23 protein-coding genes are annotated in these 26116 nt (G+C 48.0%); 18 read left to right on the top strand and 5 right to left on the bottom strand.

All coding sequences use genetic code 11. The features are described from left to right. Nucleotides 1-10: 10 nt before the first annotated feature. Both AB4Z29_RS02405 and AB4Z29_RS02400 read right to left on the bottom strand, forming a co-directional pair. Nucleotides 11-847, bottom strand: coding sequence for an ABC transporter permease (locus AB4Z29_RS02405; RefSeq protein ID WP_441941538.1), 837 nt, complete (start codon nt 845-847; stop codon nt 11-13). Next, nucleotides 834-2042 carry a quaternary amine ABC transporter ATP-binding protein gene (locus AB4Z29_RS02400; RefSeq protein ID WP_441941537.1) on the bottom strand — a complete coding sequence of 403 codons (1209 nt, stop codon included), beginning with the start codon at nt 2040-2042 and terminating at the stop codon, nt 834-836. Before AB4Z29_RS02400 ends, AB4Z29_RS02405 begins: the two co-directional genes overlap by 14 nt. A 241-nt stretch (nt 2043-2283) precedes the next feature. Between AB4Z29_RS02400 and AB4Z29_RS02395 the strand changes: the two genes are divergently transcribed. Together AB4Z29_RS02395 and AB4Z29_RS02390 are read left to right on the top strand one after the other, a co-directional pair. Then, nucleotides 2284-2841 carry a GbsR/MarR family transcriptional regulator gene (locus AB4Z29_RS02395; RefSeq protein WP_441941536.1) on the top strand — a complete coding sequence of 186 codons (558 nt, stop codon included), beginning with the start codon at nt 2284-2286 and terminating at the stop codon, nt 2839-2841. Nucleotides 2842-3027: 186 nt separating this feature from the next. After that, nucleotides 3028-4233 (top strand): alpha-D-ribose 1-methylphosphonate 5-triphosphate diphosphatase, encoded by a 1206-nt coding sequence (locus tag AB4Z29_RS02390; protein ID WP_441941535.1) that lies wholly within the window; start codon nt 3028-3030, stop codon nt 4231-4233. Here the strand turns inward: AB4Z29_RS02390 and sspI are convergent. Continuing rightward, nucleotides 4227-4460 (bottom strand): small acid-soluble spore protein SspI, encoded by a 234-nt coding sequence (sspI, locus tag AB4Z29_RS02385; RefSeq protein WP_183568956.1) that lies wholly within the window; start codon nt 4458-4460, stop codon nt 4227-4229. The two genes, AB4Z29_RS02390 and sspI, sit on opposite strands and share 7 nt — an antisense overlap. 135 nt (nt 4461-4595) lie before the next feature. Between sspI and AB4Z29_RS02380 the strand changes: the two genes are divergently transcribed. The 11 genes from AB4Z29_RS02380 to AB4Z29_RS02330 all read left to right on the top strand — a co-directional run bounded on the left by AB4Z29_RS02380 (nt 4596) and on the right by AB4Z29_RS02330 (nt 16473). After that, nucleotides 4596-5261: a potassium channel family protein gene (locus tag AB4Z29_RS02380; protein WP_183568957.1), complete on the top strand. Its 666-nt coding sequence runs from the start codon at nt 4596-4598 to the stop codon at nt 5259-5261. 7 nt (nt 5262-5268) lie between these two features. Next, on the top strand, nt 5269-6090 hold the full coding sequence (locus AB4Z29_RS02375; protein ID WP_441941534.1) for a TrmH family RNA methyltransferase: 822 nt from the start codon (nt 5269-5271) through the stop codon (nt 6088-6090). A 150-nt stretch (nt 6091-6240) separates the two neighbouring features. Further along, complete coding sequence (locus AB4Z29_RS02370; RefSeq protein ID WP_441941533.1) at nt 6241-7596, top strand: dipeptidase; 1356 nt, start codon at nt 6241-6243, stop codon at nt 7594-7596. A 331-nt stretch (nt 7597-7927) separates the two neighbouring features. Further along, nucleotides 7928-8605, top strand: a complete 678-nt coding sequence (locus AB4Z29_RS02365; protein WP_441941532.1) for a FadR/GntR family transcriptional regulator — start codon at nt 7928-7930, stop codon at nt 8603-8605. 108 nt (nt 8606-8713) lie between these two features. Beyond that, the gene (locus tag AB4Z29_RS02360) at nt 8714-10027 is read left to right on the top strand and encodes an ABC transporter substrate-binding protein (RefSeq protein WP_441941531.1); all 1314 of its coding nucleotides are present in this window, start codon (nt 8714-8716) and stop codon (nt 10025-10027) included. A 74-nt stretch (nt 10028-10101) separates the two neighbouring features. Next, a complete protein-coding gene (locus AB4Z29_RS02355) occupies nt 10102-10983 on the top strand; it encodes a carbohydrate ABC transporter permease (RefSeq protein WP_441941530.1) in 882 nt (293 codons plus the stop codon). Then, nucleotides 10983-11810 carry a carbohydrate ABC transporter permease gene (locus AB4Z29_RS02350; protein WP_441941529.1) on the top strand — a complete coding sequence of 276 codons (828 nt, stop codon included), beginning with the start codon at nt 10983-10985 and terminating at the stop codon, nt 11808-11810. The genes AB4Z29_RS02355 and AB4Z29_RS02350 overlap by 1 nt, the downstream gene beginning before the upstream one ends. After that, nucleotides 11807-12970: a trans-sulfuration enzyme family protein gene (locus AB4Z29_RS02345; RefSeq protein WP_441941528.1), complete on the top strand. Its 1164-nt coding sequence runs from the start codon at nt 11807-11809 to the stop codon at nt 12968-12970. Before AB4Z29_RS02350 ends, AB4Z29_RS02345 begins: the two co-directional genes overlap by 4 nt. A 462-nt stretch (nt 12971-13432) precedes the next feature. Beyond that, nucleotides 13433-15025, top strand: a complete 1593-nt coding sequence (locus AB4Z29_RS02340; protein ID WP_441941527.1) for a spore germination protein — start codon at nt 13433-13435, stop codon at nt 15023-15025. A 39-nt stretch (nt 15026-15064) separates the two neighbouring features. Then, entirely contained in the window at nt 15065-16246 is a 1182-nt protein-coding gene (locus tag AB4Z29_RS02335; protein WP_441941590.1) for a Ger(x)C family spore germination protein, read from the top strand. After that, a complete protein-coding gene (locus AB4Z29_RS02330; protein ID WP_441941526.1) occupies nt 16243-16473 on the top strand; it encodes a hypothetical protein in 231 nt (76 codons plus the stop codon). Before AB4Z29_RS02335 ends, AB4Z29_RS02330 begins: the two co-directional genes overlap by 4 nt. Here AB4Z29_RS02330 and AB4Z29_RS02325 read toward each other — a convergent pair. Together AB4Z29_RS02325 and AB4Z29_RS02320 are read right to left on the bottom strand one after the other, a co-directional pair. Beyond that, on the bottom strand, nt 16462-17562 hold the full coding sequence (locus AB4Z29_RS02325) for a GerAB/ArcD/ProY family transporter (protein WP_441941525.1): 1101 nt from the start codon (nt 17560-17562) through the stop codon (nt 16462-16464). The two genes, AB4Z29_RS02330 and AB4Z29_RS02325, sit on opposite strands and share 12 nt — an antisense overlap. Before the next feature lie 185 nt (nt 17563-17747). After that, nucleotides 17748-18278 (bottom strand): superoxide dismutase family protein, encoded by a 531-nt coding sequence (locus AB4Z29_RS02320; protein WP_441941524.1) that lies wholly within the window; start codon nt 18276-18278, stop codon nt 17748-17750. Nucleotides 18279-18743: 465 nt separating this feature from the next. Between AB4Z29_RS02320 and AB4Z29_RS02315 the strand changes: the two genes are divergently transcribed. The 5 genes from AB4Z29_RS02315 (at nt 18744) to AB4Z29_RS02295 (ending at nt 26113) form a co-directional block, all read left to right on the top strand. Continuing rightward, nucleotides 18744-20303 (top strand): SMI1/KNR4 family protein, encoded by a 1560-nt coding sequence (locus AB4Z29_RS02315; protein ID WP_441941523.1) that lies wholly within the window; start codon nt 18744-18746, stop codon nt 20301-20303. A gap of 79 nt (nt 20304-20382) precedes the next feature. After that, complete coding sequence (locus AB4Z29_RS02310) at nt 20383-20526, top strand: RAxF-45 family protein (protein WP_441941522.1); 144 nt, start codon at nt 20383-20385, stop codon at nt 20524-20526. Between the two features lie 233 nt (nt 20527-20759). Continuing rightward, nucleotides 20760-22697: a ribosomal protection-like ABC-F family protein gene (abc-f, locus tag AB4Z29_RS02305; RefSeq protein ID WP_441941521.1), complete on the top strand. Its 1938-nt coding sequence runs from the start codon at nt 20760-20762 to the stop codon at nt 22695-22697. A 105-nt stretch (nt 22698-22802) separates the two neighbouring features. Further along, nucleotides 22803-23819, top strand: coding sequence for an HD-GYP domain-containing protein (locus tag AB4Z29_RS02300; protein WP_441941520.1), 1017 nt, complete (start codon nt 22803-22805; stop codon nt 23817-23819). A gap of 491 nt (nt 23820-24310) precedes the next feature. Beyond that, nucleotides 24311-26113: a sensor histidine kinase gene (locus AB4Z29_RS02295; protein WP_441941519.1), complete on the top strand. Its 1803-nt coding sequence runs from the start codon at nt 24311-24313 to the stop codon at nt 26111-26113. Nucleotides 26114-26116 lie beyond the last annotated feature (3 nt).

Here is a 26116-nt window from a genome sequence, read left to right as displayed (position 1 = left end):
CTGCATGATGTTATACGGCTTTGCTTTTTCGAATAACCTGCTGCGTCAAGCGGTCCAATATGATGGCCAAAATAACAATAGCAAGGCCGGCTTCAAAGCCTACGCCGGTATTGCCCTGCGTTACAGCGCGGTAGACATAGGCGCCAACACCTTGAGCGCCAATCATGGAAGCTATGACGACCATCGACAGAGAGAGCATGATGGTCTGATTGATACCGGCCATTATAGTCGGCATAGCAATCGGAAGCTGAAGCTTGATGAGCTTCTGGAGAGGCGTTGAACCAAAGGCATCGGCCGCTTCCACCAGCTCTTCCGGTACTTGGCGAATGCCAAGGTTCGTCAGCCTGATCGTAGGCGGTATCGCGAATATAATAGAAGAGATAACGCCAGGAACGACACCTAACGAGAAAAAGGTGACGGCTGGGAGCAAATATACGAAGGCAGGCATCGTCTGCATGAAATCAAGCAGCGGTGTAACGATTTTTTGAAAGCTGCCATACCTAGCGCATAAAATTCCGACTGGAACGCCAATCAGAACCGAGATGAAGGCCGAGGTCAAGACGAGCGCGAGCGTCTGCATCGTTTGGCTCCATAAACCGAGGTTTTCGATAATGAGCAAGCCAATTAGTGTAAATAAGGCCATTCTCCACTTACCGATAGACCAGGCTATTATCGTAAACAACAGGATAAGAACAAGTGCTGGGAACCAATTAAGCGCCGTATCCAGCCCATTGACGGTTTCGCCGACAATCATTCGAATGAATCTGAAGAACGGGTCAAAATGGGCTTCCAGCCAAGCTTCCAACGATTCAATCCAATCAGCTAACGGGATTTTAGGCAGATTCATGACGAGCACCTGCCTCTAACCCTGAATTTCCTGACAATGCGGCCAGAACCGCGCCTTTGATGACAATGCCCTTAAGCCGGCCATTATCATCGATAATGGAAACGGGAAACTTGGAAAGGCTCATTAATTCGAACAAATCATTAAGCATCGTATCGGGCGTTGCGAAGGGCGCTTCCCGTTCCATTGCTTCTTCAAGCTTCGAGCCGCTTTTAATGGCATTTGCCGCATCCTCTGCCGTAATAACGCCGAGCAGCCGCATGCCTTTGTCCACGACATATAAGCTTGATACGCCGCGGTCACGCATGAACTGCAACGCGACGCGAGGACCTTTCTCAATCGTGATCGTCTCTGGCTTGATCATGACATGCGAAGCGGTCAGTACTTTGGACAAATCGACGTCTTCAACGAAGCGTTCTACGTACTTATTGGCTGGCTGCATCAATATTTCTTCGGGTGAACCGATTTGTACGATGCTTCCGTCTTTCATCAAAGCAATCTGATCGCCAATCCGCAGTGCCTCATTCAGGTCATGCGTAATAAACACAATCGTTTTTTTCATTTTGGACTGGAGCTCGAGCAGCTCGTCCTGCATATCCTTCCGAATAAGCGGATCAAGCGCGCTGAAGGCTTCATCCATGAGAAGAACGTCTGGGTCATTAGCAAGTCCCCTTGCCAGCCCTACACGCTGCTGCATGCCGCCGCTGAGCTGATCGGGGTAGCTGTTCTCCCAGCCTTTTAATCCGACGAGCTCAAGCGAATTCATCGCCATTTCTTTACGTTTCTTTTTGTCGATGCCCTGTACCTCAAGTCCGTATTCGATGTTCTGAATGACGGTACGATGCGGGAACAGCGCGAACTTCTGAAACACCATGCCGACGTTTTTCCTTCTAAACGTACGAAGCTGTTCCGGATTCATCTTCAGGACATCCGTTCCGTTAAATAACACTTGGCCTATCGTAGGCTCAATCAATCGGTTAAGAAGACGAACGAGCGTCGACTTGCCGCTGCCTGACAAGCCCATGATGACAAATATTTGTCCTTCTTCAATGGAGAAGCTTGCTTGGTTAACCCCAACCGTAAGCTTCGTTTCCGCAAAAATCTTTTCTTTAGACCATCCTTTATCCAGCAGCGGGATCGCCTTTTTCGGATCGGCTCCGAAAATCTTGGTTAGCCTCTTGGCTTCTATAATCGCCATGTTGTGCCCCCTTGTGGAATATTTCGACTCCCATAAGTTTAGTTGGTTATCTTTGCTATGGTCAAAAGGCGTGAGCCTGCGTATAGTTCGTACAGTTATAACTTTACGTACTTTACATACAGTATGCTCGATATAACTCCCTTTTTCATCCCAAACGGTTTCTTTACAGATGGACAGCCCTTTGATTACAATAATCAATGTAGGCATGATAGGGGGCACGACACTCCTCAGGAGGAACGACATGAATGAACTTGCAGCATTAAACGAAGAGCAGCTAATGAAGCTGAACAACACGCGCCGCCGCGTCATCGAATCAATCGGGAAAAACATGGACTTGTACGGCATAACATTATCTATTGGTCATCTATATGGAAACATGTATTTCAACCGTGAGCCGGTTACGCTAGACGATATGAGCCATACGATGGGAATGAGCAAGACATCGATGAGCACAGGCATGCGAACGCTGCATGACTTGAAAATGATAAATAAAGTATGGGGCAAGGGCTCACGCAAGGATTTGTACGAAGTTGAACCGAATTGGCATCAGAACTTCACGGATTATTTCTCTATTAAGTGGAGAAAAGCGGTCGAGCAAAATATGAGTGCCTTAAACCGTTCATTGAAGGAAAACGAAGCATTAGGACAGCAATATTCGGACAATCAAGCATTTCTTGACGTGCTGGAGAATGATAAGGAGAAGATCGATGAAGCGCTGAAGTATTACAAATGGCTTGATCGGTTGATTGATTCTCTTGAAACGGGCGATATTTATACATTCATACCGAAAGAAGAATAGCTGCTTCCACCGTAAGCTTGCTGTCGGTTGGCTGCGAAATAGCCTAGGCGTATACGTCTAGGCTATTTGCTATAACCATACCATTGATGCGATTTATTGGAATCGCTTTTCGAAAACGAGTGAATGGAATAGTCGAAATATGGTAAGCTTGAGGGTATAACGATAGGATAAGGAGACGACTGGCCGATGGAAGATCGCTTGCTTGCCCATATAAAGCCACTGCTCGTTACAAATGGAAAAGTGGTATTGCCAGATCAAGTCGTCGATACAGCCGTAGCGGTTGTAGGAGGGAGAATTGATAGGTTGCTGCAAGGCGAAGAGGCTATTGACAGCTGGCTTCGACAGCATAGCAACGCCGTCATATTGGATGCGGAAGGGAAATATGTACTGCCCGGATTAATCGATATTCATTGCGACGCGATCGAAAAGGAAGTGCAGCCGCGGCCTAATACATTGTTCCCGCTTAATATGGCATTGCTGGAGTTCGAAAGAAAACTGCCCGTGCATGGCATTACAACGATGTATCACTCACTTTCGCTCGGCGTTGGGCTGAGCCTGCGCGGCGATCATTTGCTTACGGGAATGGTGGAGCATATTAATGACTACCGCGCTAAGCGCTCAGTCATCCGCAACCGTATTCATCTGCGGTTTGAGGTTTCGCATATGGCTGGCATGCCGATTGTCGAACGATTTCTAAAAGAGAAAGCAATCGATTATTTATCGTTTATGGATCACTCGCCCGGTCAGGGACAATATAGGGAGCCTGGCTCTTTTGAGCGGTATGTCATGAAGAATCAAGGCGTAAGCCAAGAGGAAGTACGTGTCATCGTGGATGATTTAATTCATCGAAGAGAGCAGGTTAACGCCTCGCAATTGCAGGAACTCAGCCGACTGGCCGCCGTACAAGGCATTGCAATTGCTTCACATGATGACGATACGGAGGAGAAGGTAGAACAGTCCATCCATCACGGTGTGTCTGTCTGTGAGTTTCCAATCAATCTTGAAACGGCGAAATTTGCCACAGCGCGTGGATTGCGTGTGTGCGTTGGCGCTCCTAACGTAGTTAGAGGAGCGTCTCATGACAAAAATCTGAAGGCAGTGGATGCGATAGCAGCAGGTGCTGCAGACATTTTATGCTCGGATTATCATCCCTCATCCATGCTTGCCGCTGTATTCAAGCTTGCGGAGCAGGAAGTTGCCGCTTTGCCAGCCGCAGTAAGAATGGCATCTCTCCATCCGGCACAAGCGCTGGGCGTGGACGGTGAGCTTGGCTCCATCGAGGTTGGCAAAGCGGCTGATTTTGTTATTGTTGATCATTATGAAGGCTTGCCCTTTGTAACGAATACGATCATTGGAGGCCAATCCGTATATCGTTCATCCGTACGTTATTGAGACGGATTGGCATGCTCGGAGTGATGAAGGTGCTTGTAGAGAGAATCGACCATTCGACCCTGATCCGGCTCAGAGGATTGCTGCCAAATCATTTCGAACAGAACCCCAAGCCCAGGCAATGCACGCTCATCGGCTCCAATCGAGTCTTCAATAACCTCGGATAATTCCTTGGCGGAATTGTCTTGTACGCGCCTCACAATCGCTTGGCGCAAATCAATAACTTCCATACTTAATAACCTCCTGGCGCATTCAAATTTACTTATATACTATGTCCATCGCCTGCCGCTTTCATCCGAAGAAGCATGCTATGGTATACTGTCAAGATAACTGCAGCAATCAACCGGCAAGGAGGATTTGGTAAGATGGCTAAAAAGCAGTACGCGGTAATTGGAATGGGGCGCTTCGGATCTAGCGTCGCGAAAGCGCTGACGGATATGGGCTTCGAGGTGCTTGCGATCGACTCGAATGAGCAGCGCATCCAAGAGGTTGTGAATACGGTAACGCATGCGGTATCCGCAGATTCAACGGACGAGGAAGCGCTTCGTGCGCTTGGCATCCGGAATTTTGACGTTGTTGTCGTTGCCATTGGGCAGGATATTCAATCCAGCATTTTAACGACGCTTATTCTAAAGGACCTTGGCGTAAAAACACTGATCGTGAAGGCACAGAATGAGCTTCATGGGAAGGTCGTCAACAAAATAGGCGCAGACAAGGTCGTATTCCCAGAGCGGGATATGGGGCTGCGTGTCGCCCATCATTTGGTATCGCCGAACATCCTCGATTATATTGAGATTTCGGACGATTACAGCATCATTGAGATTAAGGCTCCGGCTCCGATGATTGGACAAAGCTTGAAGCAGCTTGATATTCGGGCTAAATATAAATGCAACGTCATGGCAATCAAAAAAGGCTCTCATATGAATATCGCTCCTTATGCGGACGATCTAATCGATAAGGACGATATTTTGGTTATCGTTGGAAAAAACTCGGATTTAACGAATTTAGAAATCGCATATTCGGAAGGTTAATGACAATATGAATGAAAACTTCGATCCATTGCTCTCATCGGTTCAGAATGACAAGGTTAAACAGTGGGCATCGCTGCTGGACAAGAAAAACCGTGATCGGAGCGGGCAATTCCTAATTGAAGGGGTTCACCTCGTTCTAGAGGCGCTTCACGGACAAGCGCAGGTGCTGACCATCGTATATGATACGGAGCGAGGCATTCCCGCAGAGCTTGTAGTGGAGCGGGAAACGAACGATTCTCCCGCAACGCTCGGGCTCGAATGGGTACAGGCTTCACGGCAAGTCATGTCAAAATGCACGGGAACGGATACACCGCCTCCCGTATTCGCGATATTGTCCAAGCTATCAGCGGATCAATCTGCGTTATTCCGAAAAGGCGGCCTTGTCGTGGTATTGGACGGGGTTCGCGATCCGGGCAATGCAGGCACGATTATTCGCAGTGCCGACGCGGTTGGCGCGGATGCGGTCATACTCGGGAAGGGCTGCGTCGATCTCTATAACCCGAAGACCGTACGTTCCACGATGGGCTCGATTTTCCATTTGCCTATTATCGAAGCAGACTTAAAGGAGCTTCTCCCGCAGGCGAAAGCAAAAGGCATGAAGCTTGTCGGCACTAGCTTGCAAGCGAAGCATACCTGCTATGGCTACGACTGGACGCAGGGAACATGGCTGCTTATGGGGAGCGAATCAGAGGGATTATCGCAGTCCGTTCGCGAGCTTATGGATGAAGCGGTCATTATTCCAATGACGGGGCAAGCCGAATCGCTGAACGTTGCAATGGCGGCAACCGTATTGCTTTATGAGAGTTTGAGGCAGCGGCGGTTTAGCTAGTCATTTTTGTGGAGATTTGGGTGGGTTATCATTCAATTTGCTACATCAAAATCTCCCTCCACACAAACAATCAACGCCGATTCTCAGGTATATTTGCGTGGCGGGGGTATATGATAGGGATATAAATCGAATGGGAGGATTAAATCACTGATGAGTTATGAAGTCTATTTTCAAAGCGTAAGGGAACAGCAGTTGGACGAGCTGAAGCAATGGTTGTCCATACCGAGCATATCTGCCCTGTCCGCGCATAAAGCGGATATGAACAAAGCGGCCGAATGGCTTGCGGACACGCTCACCCGCGCGGGTCTCGAGAACGTGGAAGTGCATCAAACGGATGGGCATCCGATCGTGTATGCCGATCATCTTCATGCGCCTGGTAAGCCAACCGTGCTTGTATACGGTCATTATGACGTGCAGCCAGTCGATCCGCTGCATTTGTGGACGACGCAACCCTTCGAGCCGGACATCCGGGACGGCAAGCTGTACGCCCGGGGCGCGACGGATGATAAAGGCCAGGTGTTTCTACATATCAAAGCGATAGAAGCCATATTGAAGCAGGAAGGGAAGCTTCCGGTTAATATCAAGTTATGCATCGAGGGTGAAGAAGAAGTTTCCAGCCGCAGCCTTCCTCCTTTCTTGACGGCGAATCGGGACAAGTTAGCCACTGACGTCATCCTGATTTCAGACACATCGCTGCTCGAGCCCGGCAAGCCAGCTATTAGCACGGGACTTCGGGGATTGTGCTCGCTTGAGGTCACTGTAAACACTGCGAATACGGATTTGCATTCCGGATCATACGGAGGAGGCGTTCCCAACGCGCTTCATGCCCTCGTCTCGCTGCTTGCGACTTTGCACGATGATCGGGGCAGCGTAAGCGTCGACGGATTCTATGAAGGCGTGCCGGAGCTTTCGCCGCTTATGAGAGAAGAATTCGCCAAGCAGATGCTGGATGAAGAGCAATTGAAGGCAAGTCTGGGTCTTGATTCGCTGTATGGCGAAGAAGGCTTCTCCTTTGTGGAACGCGTTGGAGCGAGGCCTACGCTTGAACTGAACGGCGTTTACGGCGGATTTCAGGGCGAAGGCACCAAGACGGTCATTCCGAAGGAGGCGCATGCCAAGATCACATGCCGCCTAGTTGGAGACCAAGACCCGCAGGACATGCTGGACAAGATTAAACAGCATTTGGAGAAACATATTCAGCCCGGAGCGGAGCTGCAAGTCAAAGACGGCGAGAAGGCCCGCGCTTTCAACATCGATCCTTCCGACCGGATGCTGCAGCTGGCAGCGGATGCTTATGAAGACGTTTACGGCACGCGAGCGCTGTTCACGAAAGACGGCGGTTCGATTCCGATCGTCGAAACCTTCTCCCGCGAACTGGCGGCTCCTGTCGTAATGATGGGCTTCGGTCTTCCGGACGAGAATTTGCACGCGCCGAATGAACATTTTAATCTAGAAAATTTCGATAAAGGGCTTCTGACGATCGTATCGTTCCTGAAGCGGTTATAGGCAAGAAAATCGCGAAGCAGCCGGCTTCGCGATTTTTTTTTGACCAACAGGCTGTTCAATAAAATATAATATTCGACCAATATAGTTGTAAATAGAAATGTGGGGTTAACATTCCTTGAGCAGAGCAGTTATGCAAAAACCGAAATCTAAGCCATATTTGGCTGACGGTTAATTCTCAAAACGAATTTACTATTGCAGATAATGAGAAAAAAGCATTCCAACTTAGCAGTTTACGTGCTGCCTCAATTGACATTCCTAGAACAGTAAATTAAGATTTACTTTTAGGTTAACCTATCGGATAGGTAGTAAGGTGAGGAGTGGGAAGCAGGCTATGGCGAAAATTCAAAAATTACTTGTGCATGAATTGGTATCCCAGGAAATTCAAAATTATATTCAGGAGAAAAACCTTCAAGAAGGAGACAAGCTTCCGTCCGTTGAGGAAATGACGCAAATGTTCGGCGTCGGCCGTTCCTCGCTGCGGGAAGCTCTACGATACTTGGAGGCCATTGATATCGTTCGCGTGGAAAACGGCAAGGGCATTTTTGTTCGGGATGTGGACACATTCCGCTTTACGGGGAAAGTTAAAATCGAGCGGGAGCGCCAATACTTGCTGAATACGCTCGACATTCGAAGAGCGCTGGAAGGCAAGGCGGTGGAGCTGGCATCTAAAAACATTACGTCGGCCCAAATCAAGGAATTGGAGCTATGTCTTGAGCGGTACCAGGCTTTGAAGGAGAGCGGCAAGGATACGTCGCAGATCGATCTTGCTTTCCACCGATATATAATCAAAGCCGCCCACAACCCGATTCTCGAGACCGTGATGGATTCCTTCTCTGGATTGTACGAGAAGTTCTTCAATGAGCCGCTAGGGGAAAAACAGCTTTTCGACGAGACTTATCCTTATCATCGCACGATGTTCGTTGCTGTTGCCGCCCATGATACGGCAAGGGCGCTGGAGGAGTTTAACAAAATGATGGATTGCATCGAAGAAAAGATCAAAAGCTTTTAATAAGGAGCGCTTTATTATGTGTTGACAAGATAAAGCGCTTTCAATATAATCTACCTATCAGACAGGATGACTGTGTGATACATGTGATTTGAAGGGGGATTTTAATCGATGAGAACGCGCAAAAAAGTGTTGGCTTCGCTGTTATGCGCCGTATTGACGATCGGTCTGTTAGCGGGATGCGGCAGTAAGAACGAAGATGAGGGCGGAAACACTGACGGCGAGAAGATCACGCTTCGCATGATTGAAAGTTTGACAAGTCCCAAGAGAACCGAATTGATTCAAGCAATGGTCACCAAATTCGAGGAGGCCAATCCGAACATTAAAGTAGAATTTATCTCGCCGCCATTTGATCAGGCGGACAATAAAATCAGAACAATGCTCGCATCCAACGAACAGATTGACGTTCTGGAAGCACGGGATTTGAACGTTGCCGAGTATGTGAATAACGAGTATCTCGAACCGCTTAACGCTTACGCTGACAAATGGAGCGATTTCGCAACGGTGAGCGCCGTATCCAAGTCGGTCGGCTCGATAGGCGACAAACTGTATTTTGTACCTAACGGTCTCTATGAAAGACAAATGTTCTACCGTTCAGACTGGTTGAAAGAGGCGGGCCTAAATCCACCGACAACTTGGGAGGAACTGTATGAGGTTTCGAAGAAATTAACGGATCCTGCCAAAAACCGTTTCGGTTTCTCTTTCCGCGGCGGCGCTGGCTCCACGGGTACTACGGACGCTATCATTCTCGCTTACAACGGAGACAAAGTGAACCTGGACGATTCCATGTTCACGAAAGACGGCGCAACGGTTTATTCCACGCCTGAAGCGAAAGCAGGCATGGAGCTTTACCTAAAGCTCTACAAGGACGCTTCGCCTCCGGATTCAATCAACTGGGGCTTCCAAGAGCAAGTACAAGCATTCACTTCAGGCGTAACCGGCATTCTTCTGCAGGATCCGGACGTTATCCAATCTTTGCAGGAGAAGATGACAGAAGGCACTTGGGCAACGGCTCCACTCGTAACTGGGCCGACAGGCAAAGCACTGTTCGCAGCTGGCGGAGCCGGATGGGGAATCGCAACCCATTCCGAGCATAAAGAAGAAGCTTGGAAGCTGATTGAATTCCTCTCAAGCCCTGACGCAAACACGGCGTTCTCCAAGGATTACGGTTTGATTCCGATCCACTCCAATGCTACGGAAGACGAGTTTTTCAAAACCGGTCCGTACAAAACGCTTATTGATATGTCGAACAATCCGGATGTATTCGTGAACTTCAAGCCTGCATTCCAATATCCAGGCAACGCACAATGGGGCCAAGTTGCGATGGAATCTGGACAATCGCTGCTGCTCGGCAGCTCAAGCCTTGACGATACGCTTAAGAAATGGGACGAATACTGGGTTGATCAGAAAGCGAAATTAAAATAATAAGGGGTGTAGAAATGATGGGGGGCGAAATAGTTGCCGCCCATCATACTTTATCCACGAAAGGCGGTACGGAAATGAAGAAACAAAGGGTGTTTATTCTATCTGGGTTGATTCCCGCCTTACTGCTTGTGCTGGCGTTCACCTATTACCCGTTCATTAAAGGTATCGTTATGGCTTTCCAGGATTATAAGCTTTTCGATTTGAGAAATGTCCATTTCATCGGGCTGGGCAACTTTAAAAATGCCTTTAACGACCCTAAATTTTTAATGGCTATGCAAAATAGCGCCTATTGGGTATTCTTCTCGCTCATATTTCAATTTTTATTCGGGTTTACGCTTGCGCTTCTGCTCAAGAAGCCGTTCAAGGGGCGGGGAGTTTACCAAGGCTTCGTGTTTTATTCCTGGGCGTTGTCCGGCTTCCTGATCGGGATGATATGGAAGTGGATGTTCAACTCTCAGATCGGCGTCATTAACGACATTTTGCTCCAATTAGGCATTATCCATGAGCGAATCGGCTTTCTGTCGGACCCGAATTGGGCGATGACATCCGTCATTATCGCCAACGTATGGTATGGTGTAGCGTTCTTCGCCATCATGCTTTTGGCAGCTTTGCAATCCGTGCCTTCCGAGCTTTATGAAGCGGCGGTTATGGATGGCGCAAGCAGCTTCCGTAAGCTGTGGAATGTCACGCTGCCTTATATTATGCCGACGATCATTGCGACCACGCTATTAAGGGCGATTTGGATATTCAACGATCCGACGATAATATACGGATTGACGAACGGGGGACCTGCAGGCAGTACGCATATTCTCTCTTCCTTGATGCTGGATAAGATTATTTATGCAGGAGATTACGGCGCGGCCTCTGCCATCGGAATCATTATGATCGTTATTTTACTGCTCTACACGATCTTCTTCCTATCAGTCACCAAGGCGGAGAAAGCGGGGGATTTCTAATGAAGCTGCGACTATTTGGAGTGTCCAAAGTCATTTATCTGGCCATTTATTTGCTGGTCATGGTTTTCCCACTATATTGGATCGTCATCACATCGCTCAAGCCGCAAAAGGATATCTTCTCATTTCCGCTGAAATATTGGCCTGAAAGACTCACACTGGACAATTACATTCATATTTTCAAAATATCAAAGTTCCACATTTATATCGGCAACAGCTTGCTGGTAGCCATTACTTCGGCGATAATTGTGCTCGTTATCGCTATATTAAGCGCTTATGTGCTCGCCCGTTTTAAGTTTCGGGGACATAGGCAAATCATGCTTGCATTCTTTGCAACGCAAATGCTTCCCGGCTTTGTTGCCCTTGCTCCACTATATTTGATGATGAGCAATATGGGGTTAATCAATAACCGGATTTCGCTCGTTCTTATGTACACCGTTGGCCTCATCCCATTCTCTACCATCATGCTGCGCGGTTTCTTCGAGCGGATACCGTCGAGTCTGGAAGAAGCAGCGATGATCGACGGATGCTCGAGGTGGACGGCATTGGTGAGAATCATTATTCCGGTCATGTTGCCGGGGATCGCTTCGACATTTATATTCGCTTTCGTTCAAAACTGGAATGAGCTGTTTCTGGCGGTCATGTTCATCGATAATGACGCGCTTAAGACACTGCCGGTAGCGATGAACTCATTTATCCTGAAATTTGACGTGGATTGGGGCGCAATGTCGGCTGGAGCGGTATTATCGATTATTCCAACCATTTTATTGTTTGCTTTCGCACAACGATTCATTGTGGAAGGTTTGACGCAAGGAGCAGAAAAAGGATGAGCAAACTAGAGAATAAGTTCACCAAAGCAGCTTACGATCCGTTGGATGCTAGACATCATGGCGCTATACATGTACCGATTTATCAGAACAGCCTGTTTGCCTTTCCGAGCTACGAACAGTTCGACGAAGCGATGAAAGCGCAGCAAAACCATCACATCTACTCGCGCGGGAACAACCCCACGGTTCACTATTTGGAGATGAAACTGGCGGATTTGGAAGAAGCCGAATCCGCCAAATGTTTTGCATCGGGAATGGCTGCCATTTCCTCGGCCATTATGTCCGTAGTTTCGCAAGGCGACCACGTCATTTGCGTCAATCAAGCATATGGTCCTACTAAGGAGTTTCTCGGCTCTTATTTGAGCCGGTTCGGCGTGGAAACCACGTTTATCGACGGCAGCTCGAATGAAGAGTGGCGAAGTGCCGTGCGTCCCAATACGAAGCTGTTCTATTTGGAGAGTCCTACGACGATGTATTTTGAACTGCAGGACCTAAAGCATTGCGCGGAGCTTGCCCATAGCATAGGCGCCGTAACCATTATCGACAATACTTGGGCAACACCATGCTTTCAAAACCCGACCACATTGGGAATTGATCTAGTGGTGCATTCCATCACTAAATATATCGGCGGGCACAGCGATTGTATCGGCGGCGTCGTGCTGGGCTCGAAGGAGCTTGTAGACCGGATTGCGAATCATGAGTATATGCTGCTTGGCGGCATTATGACTCCGCAATCGGCCGCGCTCGTAGCGAAAGGCATTCGGACGCTGCCGCTGCGCATGCAACGGCATGAAGAGAGCGGACTTGATGTGGCTGAGCATATCGCAAAGCTAAGCTTTGTCACCCGCGTCAACCATCCGGGCTTCTCCTCCCATCCGCAGCATGAACTGGGACAGCGCCAAATGTCGGGGACCAGCAGCTTGTTCTCCTTTCTGTCGAATGAGTCCGCTGAACGAATGAAGGAATGGGCAAACCGGCTGAAGTATTTCAAAATCGGTGTAAGTTGGGGCGGATTCGAAAGCTTGGTAACGGTCAATCGCCATATGAGCGACGAGAAAGTCGATAACAAGCCGGTCACGATCGTCAGATTATATGTCGGCATCGAAGATCCGCGAGAGCTCGTTGCGGATATCGAACAGGCTTGGGAGCAATTGAAAGAATAGATTCCGTATAGGCTTCAGTAACATGTATCGGCTGCTTTTTCAGGTTACGGGCTACTAACCAGTCTGTTTCACCATCAATTGAATACTCTATCAAATAGCGAATGCTGGAATAATAGAGGGTACACTTTACGATTAGCGGTGTTGTAGGCGGCAATATCCAAGCAAACATTGGCACTCGTTTTGAAGCGGCGCGAATCGGTTAAATGTAAAGAAAATGAAGTTACATGAATTAGCAAGTTAACCTCAGCCGAGGAGAAAGTGTTCGGCAGCTCCATTGATGTGAATGGTTATTGTAAGAAGCAGCTGAACCTATGTGCATAGGGTCAGTTGCTTTTTTGCTTATACGAGTTGATCAATAGCTTAATTCGGCTGACTGAAACTATGGCCATCACAAGCGTTAGCATATTATTTCCGAATAATGGGAAGATATAGATATCGTTCTTTCGCGGGGAGGTCTAATCAGTGAAAAGGTTTAGGAAATGGATGCATAAAAATCCTGAGTACCCAACTATACCGGAGGATTATCATTCTGAAGGTGAAGAGAGCCTCAGGCTGACTTTGGATCTGGAGCAAAATGAATTGATATTAAAACGTATTTTCCACAACAGCTCCGATATCGTATTTCGTAAAGTTGGAATGGCTGAACAAGCGCAGTGGCTTGTCATATTCCTCGAAAGTTTAGTTGACGAAGAGATGATTGACGATCATATATTGAAACCTTTGATTTCCAATACGACAAAACATAAAGAGTTCGACGCACAAGCAGAGGAATTGGATGATCAGATCATCTCTGCAKCATCAACGAATTTGTCATCCAACGTAGCCGACATTGTTCGTCATGTGCTAAAAGGCCATGCGATCGTTCTTACGAGAGCGGACAGCAATGCGATGATGGTTAAGGTTAACGGCAATAAACAGCGAAGCTTGGAGGAGCCTTCCTCTGAACCCGTTATTCGCGGCCCGAGAGATGGATTCATCGAGAATATTTCAACAAATATAGGGTTAATACGGAGCAGGCTTAAATCATCGAGGCTGAAAATGGAATCCGTTACGATTGGGGAGCTTTCCCAAACGGAAATCATCCTCACGTATATCGTTGGCATAGCTTCCGAATCACTCGTTGAGGAAGTTCGAAGAAGGGTATCGCGCATTCAAATTGACGGAATTCTTGATTCAGCCTACATTGAAGAATTTATCGAGGATAGTCCTTATTCTCCTTTTCCTCTCTTGCACAGCACGGAGCGGCCTGATGTTGTAGCTGCAGAGCTATTGGAAGGGAAAGTAGCCATTCTAGTGGATACCAGCCCGTTTGCATTAATTGCTCCGATGACATTTTGGACCGGGCTCCAGGCAAGCGAAGATTATTATGTGCGCTGGCCCATCGCAACATTTGTACGGTGGGTTAGATTTCTATTTACGTTCATCGCGATATTTGCTCCTCCCTTATACGTTGCGGTCACGACCTTCCATCAGGAAATGATTCCGACTAATCTCGTCCTAAGCCTTGCGTCCTCCAGAGAAGCTGTTCCGTTTCCGGCACTAATTGAAGCCCTGTTAATGGAAATCATATTTGAGGCATTGCGGGAAGCAGGGATTCGATTGCCGAAACAAATCGGGCAGGCAGTCAGCATTGTAGGTGCGTTAGTCATTGGACAGGCTGCCGTGGAAGCGGGAATCATATCTGCTCCGGTCGTCATCATCGTGTCGATTACGGGGATTGCGGCATTTACGATTCCGCGTTACAGCTTTGCGAACGGAGTAAGGCTGCTCCGGTTTCCGATGCTTTTTTTGGCAGGTACGCTTGGACTGTATGGCATCGTACTTGGGTTTCTGGGCATTCTGCTGCATGTTGCAATGCTTCGTTCATTTGGCGTTCCCTATTTCACGCCCGTCGCCCCACTTACCCTTACAGGTTTGAAGGACGTCATCATCCGAGCGCCGATATGGGCTAAGACACGCCGTCCGCATGCGACGGGCATGAGCAATCCGGTTCGTGAGCCGGCAGGCCAGAAACCAGGCCCATCCCAAGGGAAACAGCCGTCTGAGAACAATTAGGCATCTCGTAGTGATGAAGAAAGGGACAGGGACTTGAATATGAGACCATTTCTATGCATCGGGCTATTATTCACCTTATTGATCACAAGCGGCTGTTGGGATCGTACGGAAATCAATGACCTTGCGTTTATTTTGGGCGCGGCATTCGATTTATCCGATGAGGGGGAATATTTATTATCGTTACAGATTGCCATCCCTTCATCCGGTCAAGGCGGCACTGGGGGCGGAGGGGGCGGCCAGCAGGATAAGTTTTTTGTCTTATCAGCCACTGGAAAGAATGCCAACGAGGCTTTTCACAACATACAAAATAAAAGCTCCCGCAGGTTATTCACCGCGCATCGCAGCGTTATTTTTATAGGCGAATTGTTAGGCAGGCATGGGATTGATGATGTTCTCGATGTTTTCAGTCACGATCCGCGTCAACGATTGAAAACCTATATCATGATTGTAAAAGGCGGCAGAGGCCAGGACGTTCTCCTAACGAAATATCCTTTTGAACAAGTACCTACCGAAGCAGTGAAGGAGATGGAAGTATCGGGAAGCGGCCTGGCCGTTACTTTGCGAGATTTTTTTATAGCAGCATCAAGTGATGGTATCAGCCCAGTCATGGGAGTCATAGAACCTGAGCGTTTTTCGGAGGCCACAAAAGGAAATGAAAATAAAATATTCAATCTGACCGGAACGGCTGTTTTCAAAGATTTAAAATTAATCGGTTTTCTAGACGATACAGAAACGAGCGGATTGATGTGGGCTACGGATCGAATGAAGTTTGGCAGAATCAACGCCGCTTTACCTGATCGTGGCGGGACGGTGGGAATCGTTTTATCTCATGCAGAGCGAAAAATCACGTCGAAGGTAAGCGGGGATAACATCAAAGTTAACATTCAACTGCACGGGCAAGGAAGCTTTGTCGAAAATAATACCCGTTTGGATATTAGCCGGCCTCAAAATCTTCTGCTTGTACAGCATGCTTTGGAGAAATCTGTTGAGCTGCAAATCAGGAAAGCATTAACCAAGATCCAAAAGCGATATCAAGTAGACAGTACCGGTTTCGGACAAGAAATACACCGAAATAAGCCGAAGCAGTGGAAAGCGCTGAAGGATCAATGGGATAGCAAGTATCCCGAGCTGGATATTTCGATCGATGTGAGGCTAAGCATTAACGGAGCTGGGATGGCAGGTCCTCCTCTGCAATTGAAAGAAAAGGAGACCATAAAATGATCATAGAAATAGCGGGGTATTTACTTGGTTTGGCGGTATGGTCCGTTATTCGCATCAAAGCCCTGGTAAGTCAGAAGAAAAATAAGGAAGCAGCGGTTTACGGTAGTTTAATGGGCGTATCCGCTGTATTGGGTTCTCTATTGCTTGCTCGAATGGATCTGCCAAGCTTTACGGAACCAGCCAAAATGATATTGGAGCCTATCGGAAAAATGCTATTAAAGCAGTGATTGGCGCATTTTTCTTTTTATGGTATCGATCAATAGAAGTGACAACGGTAAAAGACTTTGATTAAAAAAAGCCAAAAGCGGGAAAGTAAAAGCGAGATAGTTCAGAAGCTCCGATGCGTTTTTAAATATCCATGCTGAGCCAATGAGAGACAACAGCGCTACGGGCAATACGATATCTCGGTAATTTCGGATTCCGAAAAGATGGCTAACGCACAAGCATAAAATAAACAAAGATACCGATACCTTAACAAAGCATCCCAACACCCAAATGGAAACAGCGAGTGCTTCCAAGCGTTCAAAAGAGCCGGCAATACCGATATATTGGATTACGCTTAAGAAGGAATAGGTCAGTTTGCCCGTCAACGGACCGAGGACGGTAATCGTTAGCAAAATAACAGTGATAATAAGCACAGAAATACTGGCAAGCGCAATTAACGAAGCTTTGCGAGCCTTTTTAGGTTGATTCAAGTAAGGAAGGAGCCATCCGAGTATAAAGAGCTGATTCATAAATCCGCCTGCTGGGCTCACAGCACCTTGCAATACGGGGATCATGCCTTCACCTAAAATAGGCTTTAGTTGGTTGGCGTCTCCTTGCACGGCCGACAGAATCAATAGAGGGATCAAAAAAAACAGAATGATGACGGTAAGAAATTCATTGCATCTCGCGATAACCTCAATTCCCGCAATAACGGCAATGCTGCATAAAATCAAGAATGTCAGACTCGCTACGATCGGGGGGCTCTTTGGCAATAGAAGCGTATTTACAAATCCGGAATGCTGCATGATAATCGTCGAGATCGATACAAACCAATAATAAATGTAATTGATCCCTAGCAATCTACCTAACCATTTACCGACGATTTTGGATCCGTATTGTGTCAGAGTCAATCCGGGATAACGTTTGGAGAGCGTAATCATCACATAAATACTTAGCAAGCCGGTTAGGGATGCAGGAATAATCGATATCCAAGAATCTTGCATGCCGAACATCACCATGATTCCGGGAACCGTTAAGATGATCGTGGAAATAACAAACGTAATCAGTAAAAAGCCGAGCTGGGTTCCCGAAATTTTTTCCGTTTCCTGCATTTTCGTATATTCTCTCCTTGCCTCATAGAGGTTGTTCCAAGTATTTACTTCCCCTTATCCATTTATACGCCGAGTAGGAGTAGAAGCTGGCATTATGGATCAGAGATGAAATAGATAATCAAATGAAAGGAGAGAGCAGCGGCCGCTGCTCTCTCCTTTTTCGCGCCTTCATCCATTTCCTTCGCTTAACTAATTGTCCCGCATGCTATGCGGTTGCCTGAATTTCCTGATGGGTCAGTCGTATAATCATCGGCTTTCTCGTGAATGATCAACGCCGTTCCGCCATCCTTAATCAGGGAATTGGGTTTATCTTTCAGCAAAGTGACGTCCGCGCTGGCGATATCGGCAATGACTTTGCCATTTGCGCCGACTTCAATATTCGGAAGATCCCCGTTGTGATAGCCTTTAGGATTGTTGAAGCCATGCTGCTTGCCTGCGGGATTGAAATGATCGCCAGCCGATTTGAAGTCAGGCGTATCGCATTTGCCGACGCTATGAAAGTGAACGCCGTGTTTGCCGGGGGCAAGCTTCTCTGCTTCGATATGTACAAACACTTTATCCGCTTTTTGTACAAGCTGGGCCGACCCGATCTGCTTTCCTTCGCCATTGATGATCGGGATAAGCAGGGCAGTTGGCTCGGAGTTGGACATAGCCGCTGCTGCACCTGCAGCTTGCGTGAGAAGCAGCAAACAAACAAACATGATGATTTTTTTCATCGTATCCTCCTAGGTTATGACAATCTGGGGATAGGATGCGCAGACTTCTTTCTTTTATGCATAAAAAGGAAAAAAATATATGTCGTAGGCAGATGTGGTGCCATTCAAACTTCCCAATGCAACAAATCGTTGGAGGGTAGGACTCGGAGAACGAGTAAATGGCTGCTTGATGATATGCAATACGGCTGCTTGATGATATACAATAAGTGAAGCATTGTGTCTATGGATGCGTACTAGATTGCATTGGCGTCGATCGTATTGGACTCTATTAGAAGTCCTAGACGATCGCCGCTTTTTGCATTCCATACGCATGTATGAAGATTCTTTCTTACTCGTGAAACTTGCTTCTGCCCGCTATTTTCGGTACATTCAGTTTCACAAGCTTTGTATTTCCAAATGCTAGAATCAGGCGATGAAGGAACGAATCTTTTCGACTAACTCTATTGATCGGGAAAGGGGAATACGATGATGATTGCGTCATATATGAAAGAGCTTTTAGCTTTATTGGAGGAAAAGTTCCCTTCGTTAACCGATTCCTTGAATCCGCCTGCAACCCCGCTGGAATTGGCTGAGGCTGAGCAGCGTCTTGGCTTAACGCTTCCAGATGACCTTCGGCAGCTATATTTGGCCTTCAACGGCGAGAAACAAATGGGAGCCGGGTTGTTTTTTGGACTTCGCTTTCTAAGCTTGGATGAGCTTGAAGCGGAGTGGCAGGTTTGGGCGGATTTAGACGCGGACTATGGGGAGGAGGGCAATCATTACTCTATACCTACCGGATGGATCAAAGAGAAATATATCAACCGTGGATGGCTGCCGATCGCCGAGGATGGGGGAGGCAATCATCTTGGCATCGATGTGGACCCTGATGCTGAGGGGATCAGCGGTCAGGTCATTAATTTCGGTCGGGATGAGGAAATGAAATATGTGATTGCCCACCGTCTCGCGGATTTTCTTCGGTTTATGTGCGACACGGTCAAGGCCGGCAACTATAAGGTAGACAACGACGAGGATTATGTCTATTGGATGTATGGCGAGCAGGGAGTCGGTCATTTCTTTGATGCAATTCGCTCCTTCGAGCTGCCTCTCTATCATTCACAAGAGCAAGCAGATCCTTCGCAGACGCCGCTTGAGGCATGGGAGCAATCGCTGAGCGAGGACTGGAGAGTGCGCGTGAACAAGAAGGCGGCTTCAATCGAAGCATTCGTCAAAGCAAAGCAGCTCTATCTGATCCGTGAAGGCATAACGGACGCGGCTCCGCTTAGCCGTTGCACCGAAGTGCGCGAGCTTGTTCTGACCGCAAATGATATTGGTGATATCGAACCGCTGCGCGGTTGCAAGCAAGTGAAGGTGCTTTACTTAGCAGGAAACCCCGTATCGAATATTAGACCGCTTGCCAGTCTTCAGCATTTGCAGTTCCTGAATATCACCAAGACGAATGTAGTTGATCTTTCACCTCTGGAAGAGCTTCCGAAGCTGAAGGAGCTGCAGCTTGAGGGAACAGCCGTGCGAGATTATTCTCCCCTTAGCCGGATGAGAGCGCTTCGCATACTCTCCGTTTCCGGCATCGAAGCAGAGCAGCTTCGAGCGCTGCAGCATGTCAAGCAGCTGCAAGAGTTGACGATTGAAGGAATTGAAGCGGATGCCTTGCCGGAGCTTCATACAATCGGAAGGTTAGGCCGTCTGAAGTCCTTGCATTTGAAAAATGTGTCGCTGCCGGACGTCGGGTTCCTGAAGGGCTGCGGGGCACTGGAGCATTTGAAGCTGGAGCAAGTGTCTGTAGCAGATTTCTCGGCAATTGCAGAGATTGGCAGCCTCCGCAGCTTAGAGCTGCAAGGAAGCGAGCAGGTGGGCCAGCTGCTTGCGGCAGCGAGACTTCCGGCCTTGAGCAGGTTTACGGGCTCATACGCGCAGTTTGACCTGCTTAAAAACCAATTTGCGCAGCAGGTAGATTTCTCCAGTATCACAGGCGCAATGACAGATGAACAGTCGGAGCTTTGGCATCAGTATTTAAGCTCGAACCGATAGCATATTTTGCAATAGGCGGTTGCGCGAGCAGATCCTTTTATGTTATTTTAGAAATTGAACGAAAAGGGAGGTGAAGTAGGTGAATCACGAAATGGTCAATAACCGTATTAGCCAGCTGCCGATTGCTATGGCTGGCATTGTTCATGCATTTTCCGCGAACGGGATAGCTCTGTCCAATTATGCACAAACGATTAAACCATTCGCGAGAAGACGCCTACTTTAACCACTACGGATTGCTTACATTCCGAAGGGTCGCAGGCTTGTTGCTGCGGCTCTTTTTGACGTATAGGAAAGGATATGAGTTTGCTCATCCTTTCTCTATACGTTTCGACGAAACGATGGCGTCTATAGAAAGAACGCCGTGAGGCGTTTCTTCTTATTATGCCGGAAACGGTTCCGAGATGTTGCTTAAGGTAATGGGGAGCTAGGGTCTTCATCCATTAGGAGGCTCTTTACATGATCATTGTTAATATACAGAATGTGAAAAAATACTACAGCGCTAATCTGCTATTCGACGGCTTATCGCTTCAGGTGCACGAGGGAGAACGGATTGGGCTAATCGGCGCCAATGGCAGCGGCAAATCAACGCTGCTTCGAATGATCTCAGGTGCCGAGCATACGGATGAGGGTATGCTGGCCGTGAAGAAGGATCTCATGATCGGATATTTGCCGCAAGTGCCAGCTGATTTCGACAAGCTCACCGTTTACGAGGTTTTGACTTACGGCTGCAGAGAATTGATCAGCAGCAAAAAACAAATGTCCGAAATGGAGAAGCTTATGTCGGACCCCGAAGTGATCTCGAATCCAGAAGCAATGGAGCGCTTGCTTAGCGATTACGCGCAAACGCAGGAGCGGTTCGAGAGAGACGGCGGCTATGTGCTCGATGCAGCCGTTGATCAAGTCGCAACCGGCCTGCAAATCGAGCGATCACTCTACGCTAGAGCGTTCAGCAGTCTGTCCGGAGGAGAGAAAACCCGTATTTCACTCGCTTCGCAGCTGATCGTTCGACCTTCTCTGCTGCTGCTCGATGAGCCAACAAACCATCTGGACCTGCGGGGCATTGAGTGGTTGGAGCAATTTCTTATGCAGTATGAAGGGACCTGCATGATCGTATCGCATGACCGTTATTTTCTGGATGCCGCATGCTCGCGAATGATAGAGCTGGAGGACGGCGAGGCTCATACTTTCCACACGGGCTATACCGGTTACGTGAAGGAGAAGGAGGAGCTGCTGCTTCAGCAGTTCGCCCACTATCAAGAGCAGCAAAAACAGATCAAGAAGATGAAGGAGACGATCAAGCAATTGGAGGAATGGGGACGGATCGGCTCCAATGAAAAGTTTTTCAAACGGGCAGCTTCGATTCGCAAAGCCTTGGAGAAGCTGGAGCGGGTTAAACGGCCGATTCTAGAGCGGAAAACAGCGGACTTCGAGCTCTCTCAGCATGACCGTTCCGGACGCAGAGTCATTTCCTTCGAGAAGGTGATGAAGCAATTCGGGGAGCGCAAGCTGCTGGACAATGCGGCTGGAAGCTTGCTATATGGAGAGAAAGTCGTGCTGATGGGCGATAATGGCTCGGGAAAAACGACCTTGTTCAAGCTGCTGCTCGGCCAGCAGAAGCCGGATAGCGGAGAGCTTATGCAGGGGGCAAGCCTGACTATTGGCTACTTGGCTCAGGAGGAAAAGGAAGAAAATCGGAAGCTGACGGTGCTTGAATATTTCAAAGCAGAGGGCAGGCTGGAGGAAGGTGAAGCAAGGCATATACTAGCCAGCTATCTGTTCTATGGCACCGATGTATTTAAGCCGCTTCATGCCTTGTCCGGAGGAGAATGGTCACGTCTGCGCCTCGCGCTCCTTATTCTAAAAAAGCCGAACCTGCTGCTGCTTGACGAGCCGACCAACCATCTGGATATTCGTTCACGGGAGGCGCTGGAAGAGGCTTTGGAGCAATATCAGGGGACGATTCTCGCGATTTCGCATGACCGTTATTTCATCAACCGAATAGCAGAACGGGTATGGGAATTAAGCGCGGGTCGACTGCATGTGCATCTTGGCAATTATGACGATTGCAAAGAAAAGCTGCATAAGAACCAGGCTATTCCGGTAGAACAAGCTTCGGATAGAAGGACAGCAGCACCCATGACGAGGGATCGGAATGAGGGCAAGCCTATCGCGATTAAGGAAACAGAGAATCGGCTAAAGCGAGAGAGCCTTGAGCTTGAGCGTACGATTGCAGAGCTGGAACGGAAAATGGCGGCAGTCAGCCAAGAGCTGGAGCAGCTTGCCGCTGCCAACGATCCGGCGATGCTGAATGAGCTGTGGGAGCTGCAGGAGCAGGATCAGGCGAGGCTAGAGCTGCTGCTTGACAAGTGGATGAGTATCGCTGGAAAAGAGTAGCGTGCGTTCTTCACTTTCTTTCATTTTTCTCATATAAACGCTTACTTCCTGTTATAGATATGGTAAACTAAATGTTGGAAGCGCCAAGTCCGGGGGAGTGTAGCAATGGAGCAGTTAATCGGGAAAATAATGAAACAAGATATTTTGAACGCATATGGCGTTACGATAGTACCGGCTAACGCTATCCTAACGAGAGAATCCCTACAGCTAATGGTCAATCATCGGATAGACCTAGACTCTATTGTTATTGCTGAACATCATAAACCAATACTAGAAACAACGATACAAATCGGCGAGCTCGTCCAGCAGACGGTCAGCGTTTCGAAGGAACTGTTCGAATCGATCCTCGTTTCTCGCAAGGTTCCGTTAATGGAGATTCGCAACGAGGTGCTGCCTGCGATCTTGCAGCTTTCCAAAAACCCGGATATATTCGAATTGTTCGAAGCGGTGAAAGCGAAGGATGATTACGTCTATCAGCATAATGTGGGCGTAGGGGTCATATCGACGCTTATAGGCAGATGGATGAATCTGGATGATTCGGAGCTGTCGATCCTCTCGCTGGCAGCAACCTTGCATGATGTCGGGAAGGTGAAGCTTCCGCTTGAGGTTCTGAATAAGCCAGGCAAGCTCAACGAGGTGGAGTTTCAACTCATTAAGAAGCATACGATATATGGATACGAGCTGCTTAAAGGTACAACCGGCTTAAGCTTGCGCATTGCCAGGGTAGCGCTGCAGCATCATGAGCGCGAGGACGGCAACGGATATCCGCTCGGATTAAAGAAAGAAAACATAGATTTATTCAGCTCCATCGTATCGGTTGCAGATATTTTTCATGCGATGTCATCCAAGCGGCCTTACCATGAGCCACTGTCTTTTCATGAGATTGTCAGCCAAATGAGCAAAGGAAAGTTCGGCGCTTTAAACCCGCAGATTATATCCGTGTTTATCGAGAATATGATGAAGCGGCTGGTAGGCAGACAGGTTATGCTGACGGATGGCCGAGCCGGAGAAGTCGTTTATCTCAACCCGCATAATATCGAGACGCCGTTAATTAAGCTCGCCGATTATTTTCTGGATCTTAGCCAGGAGCGGGACATTCATATCAAGTCCGTCATTGCTTGAAAGTAGAAACTCCGAAGCGCTGCTAACCAACCTACGTTGATTAGCAGCTTTTTTTAATATATAGGAAAATATATGTTTCACATATAAATGCGCTTATATATCTCTGCGAAACGACTGCTTTTGCCACAGAGGACGACGACAGCTGTTTACGCTTGACGTATAGGAAAGGATATGAGCTTGCTCATCCTTTCTCTATACGTTTCGTCGAAACGATGGCGACTATTGAAAGGACGCCGTCAGGCGTTTCATCTTAAAACATAGGAAAGTATATCCTTAGGCTATACATTCTCTATATTTCTAGGAATGAAACGCGCCTCGCCGCCATAGGACGGCGATAGCCGTTTCACCTTGTGCGAGTAAATGAGCATCTGAGTGCAAAGTATGTGCATTTCTACGATTGTACTTCCGGCAGCAGCCGAAACGGGTAGAAATAGCCACACGATTCGCCAGTTATTTTTGCTATAGTACAATTATTAGCCGGAGGTGCGAGCATGAGAACGGGTCTAAGCAATCCGATGACGAAGCTGAACGTAAAGCAGCAGTTGATTCTGTTGTTTCTTTTAATGGTAAGTCCGATTTTTCTGCTTCATTGGTACGGGAACATGAAGGCAGAGCATTTGCTCAAAAACCATGTGACGAGCGCGTATGTGGAGCTGAGCAAACAAAACTATACGGTCATTAAACGCGATATGGATACGATTAGCAAAATTACGACAACAATCATTCAAAACCCGATTACGCAGCAGCTCATTCCGCTGGAGAGCGATCCCGTTATTGAGCGGGTACGCAAATACGACAAGGTCGATAAGCTTCTTGCGGGCAACTCCATTCCGTTAAACGGCGGGGAAGCGGTATATTATTCGTTATACATTTATGATCCGAATGACTATTACTTTTTCGCTCCGAAGCGCCAATTGATGCAGACCGGCGTCTATTTCTTCTCTGATGCAGATAAGCCCGAATGGTTCGACAGGGCGGTGGATCTCAGGAGCAAAGGCTATATGGATATCATCTATACGAACGTAGGCCTTTCGCGAATTAATACGCTTGCCTATATTCGAGCAGTCAATAACGTGACAGTTGGAAACGGTATCATAGGCGTGCTGGTAGCGACCAAAATGGATATGAAGATCGCGGAGTCGCTTCGTTCGGTCTCCTTGCCTGACGGCAAAATTATGTTCACGGACTGGGATAATCGTGTTCTGGCAGCGACGGATTCCAAGCTGATGGGGGAGCAGCTCGATTTGCCGCCCGAGATGGCGATCGCGGATACGATGGAGGCTGAGGGAAGCTTTGACATTATGACCGATGAGTTCATATATGTAGTCAACTACAATCGCATCATGAGCCACAAGCTCGTCTATCAAATCCCGGTCAGCTCGCTATTGAAGCAGCAGAGCGAGCTTAAGAATGTCATTCAGCTCATTTCGATTGCGTATATTTTGTTCGGCTGCATCGTCATGGTCTATTTCTGGCGGTCGCTCATGACACCGCTTCAGAAGCTTGCTCAATTCGTGCATACGTACGAGCCGGGCAAGCTCGTGCCGGAGACGCCCGGCAAAGGGCGGAACGATGAGATTGGCGTGCTGTTCGCCGCTTTATACGACATGGCCCGCAGGCTGAATGTGCTCATTCACTACAAATACAATATGGATATTAAACAGAAGGAATCGCAGCTGCAGCTGCTTTATCAACAAATTAACCCGCATCTGCTTTATAACACGCTTGAGAGTATCTATTGGAAAAGCTCGCTTGAGGGCAATACGGAATCGGCGGAAATGATTAAGGATTTGTCGAAGCTCATGAAGATCGGCCTCAGTCGGGGACGGGAGCTAATTCCGCTCGAAGAGGAGCTGGAGCACGCATCGGCCTACGTCAGCCTGCAGCAGAAGCGGTACAAATATGAGTTTCAGGTGCTGTGGAGCATTCCGGATGCCGCGAGGGGCATTCTTATTCCCAAAATATCGCTGCAGCCGCTCATCGAAAACGCCATTATACATGGCGTTAAGTACATGGGCGAGGATGGCGAAATCCATGTATCCGCTGTGGTTGAGGGCGAGCGGGTAACGATAAAAGTGGAGGACAACGGTCATAAGGAAGTGGATTATATCGCTCTGGACCGGCTGCTAAGCAGCGACAAGCCGGATCATGCTTCTGGCTACGGCATACGGAACATCCACCAGCGGATCCAGCTCCATTTCGGCAACATGTACGGAATGAGCTACAGGCGCGGGGAGCATGGCGGAACGGCCGCCACGATTATTTTGCCAGCGAGCCATGATGAACCAAAGTAAGTG

The organism is Paenibacillus sp. 2TAB23, from assembly GCF_052115165.1.
Taxonomy (GTDB): domain Bacteria; phylum Bacillota; class Bacilli; order Paenibacillales; family Paenibacillaceae; genus Pristimantibacillus.
This window is presented reverse-complemented; position numbering and strand designations above follow the sequence as displayed.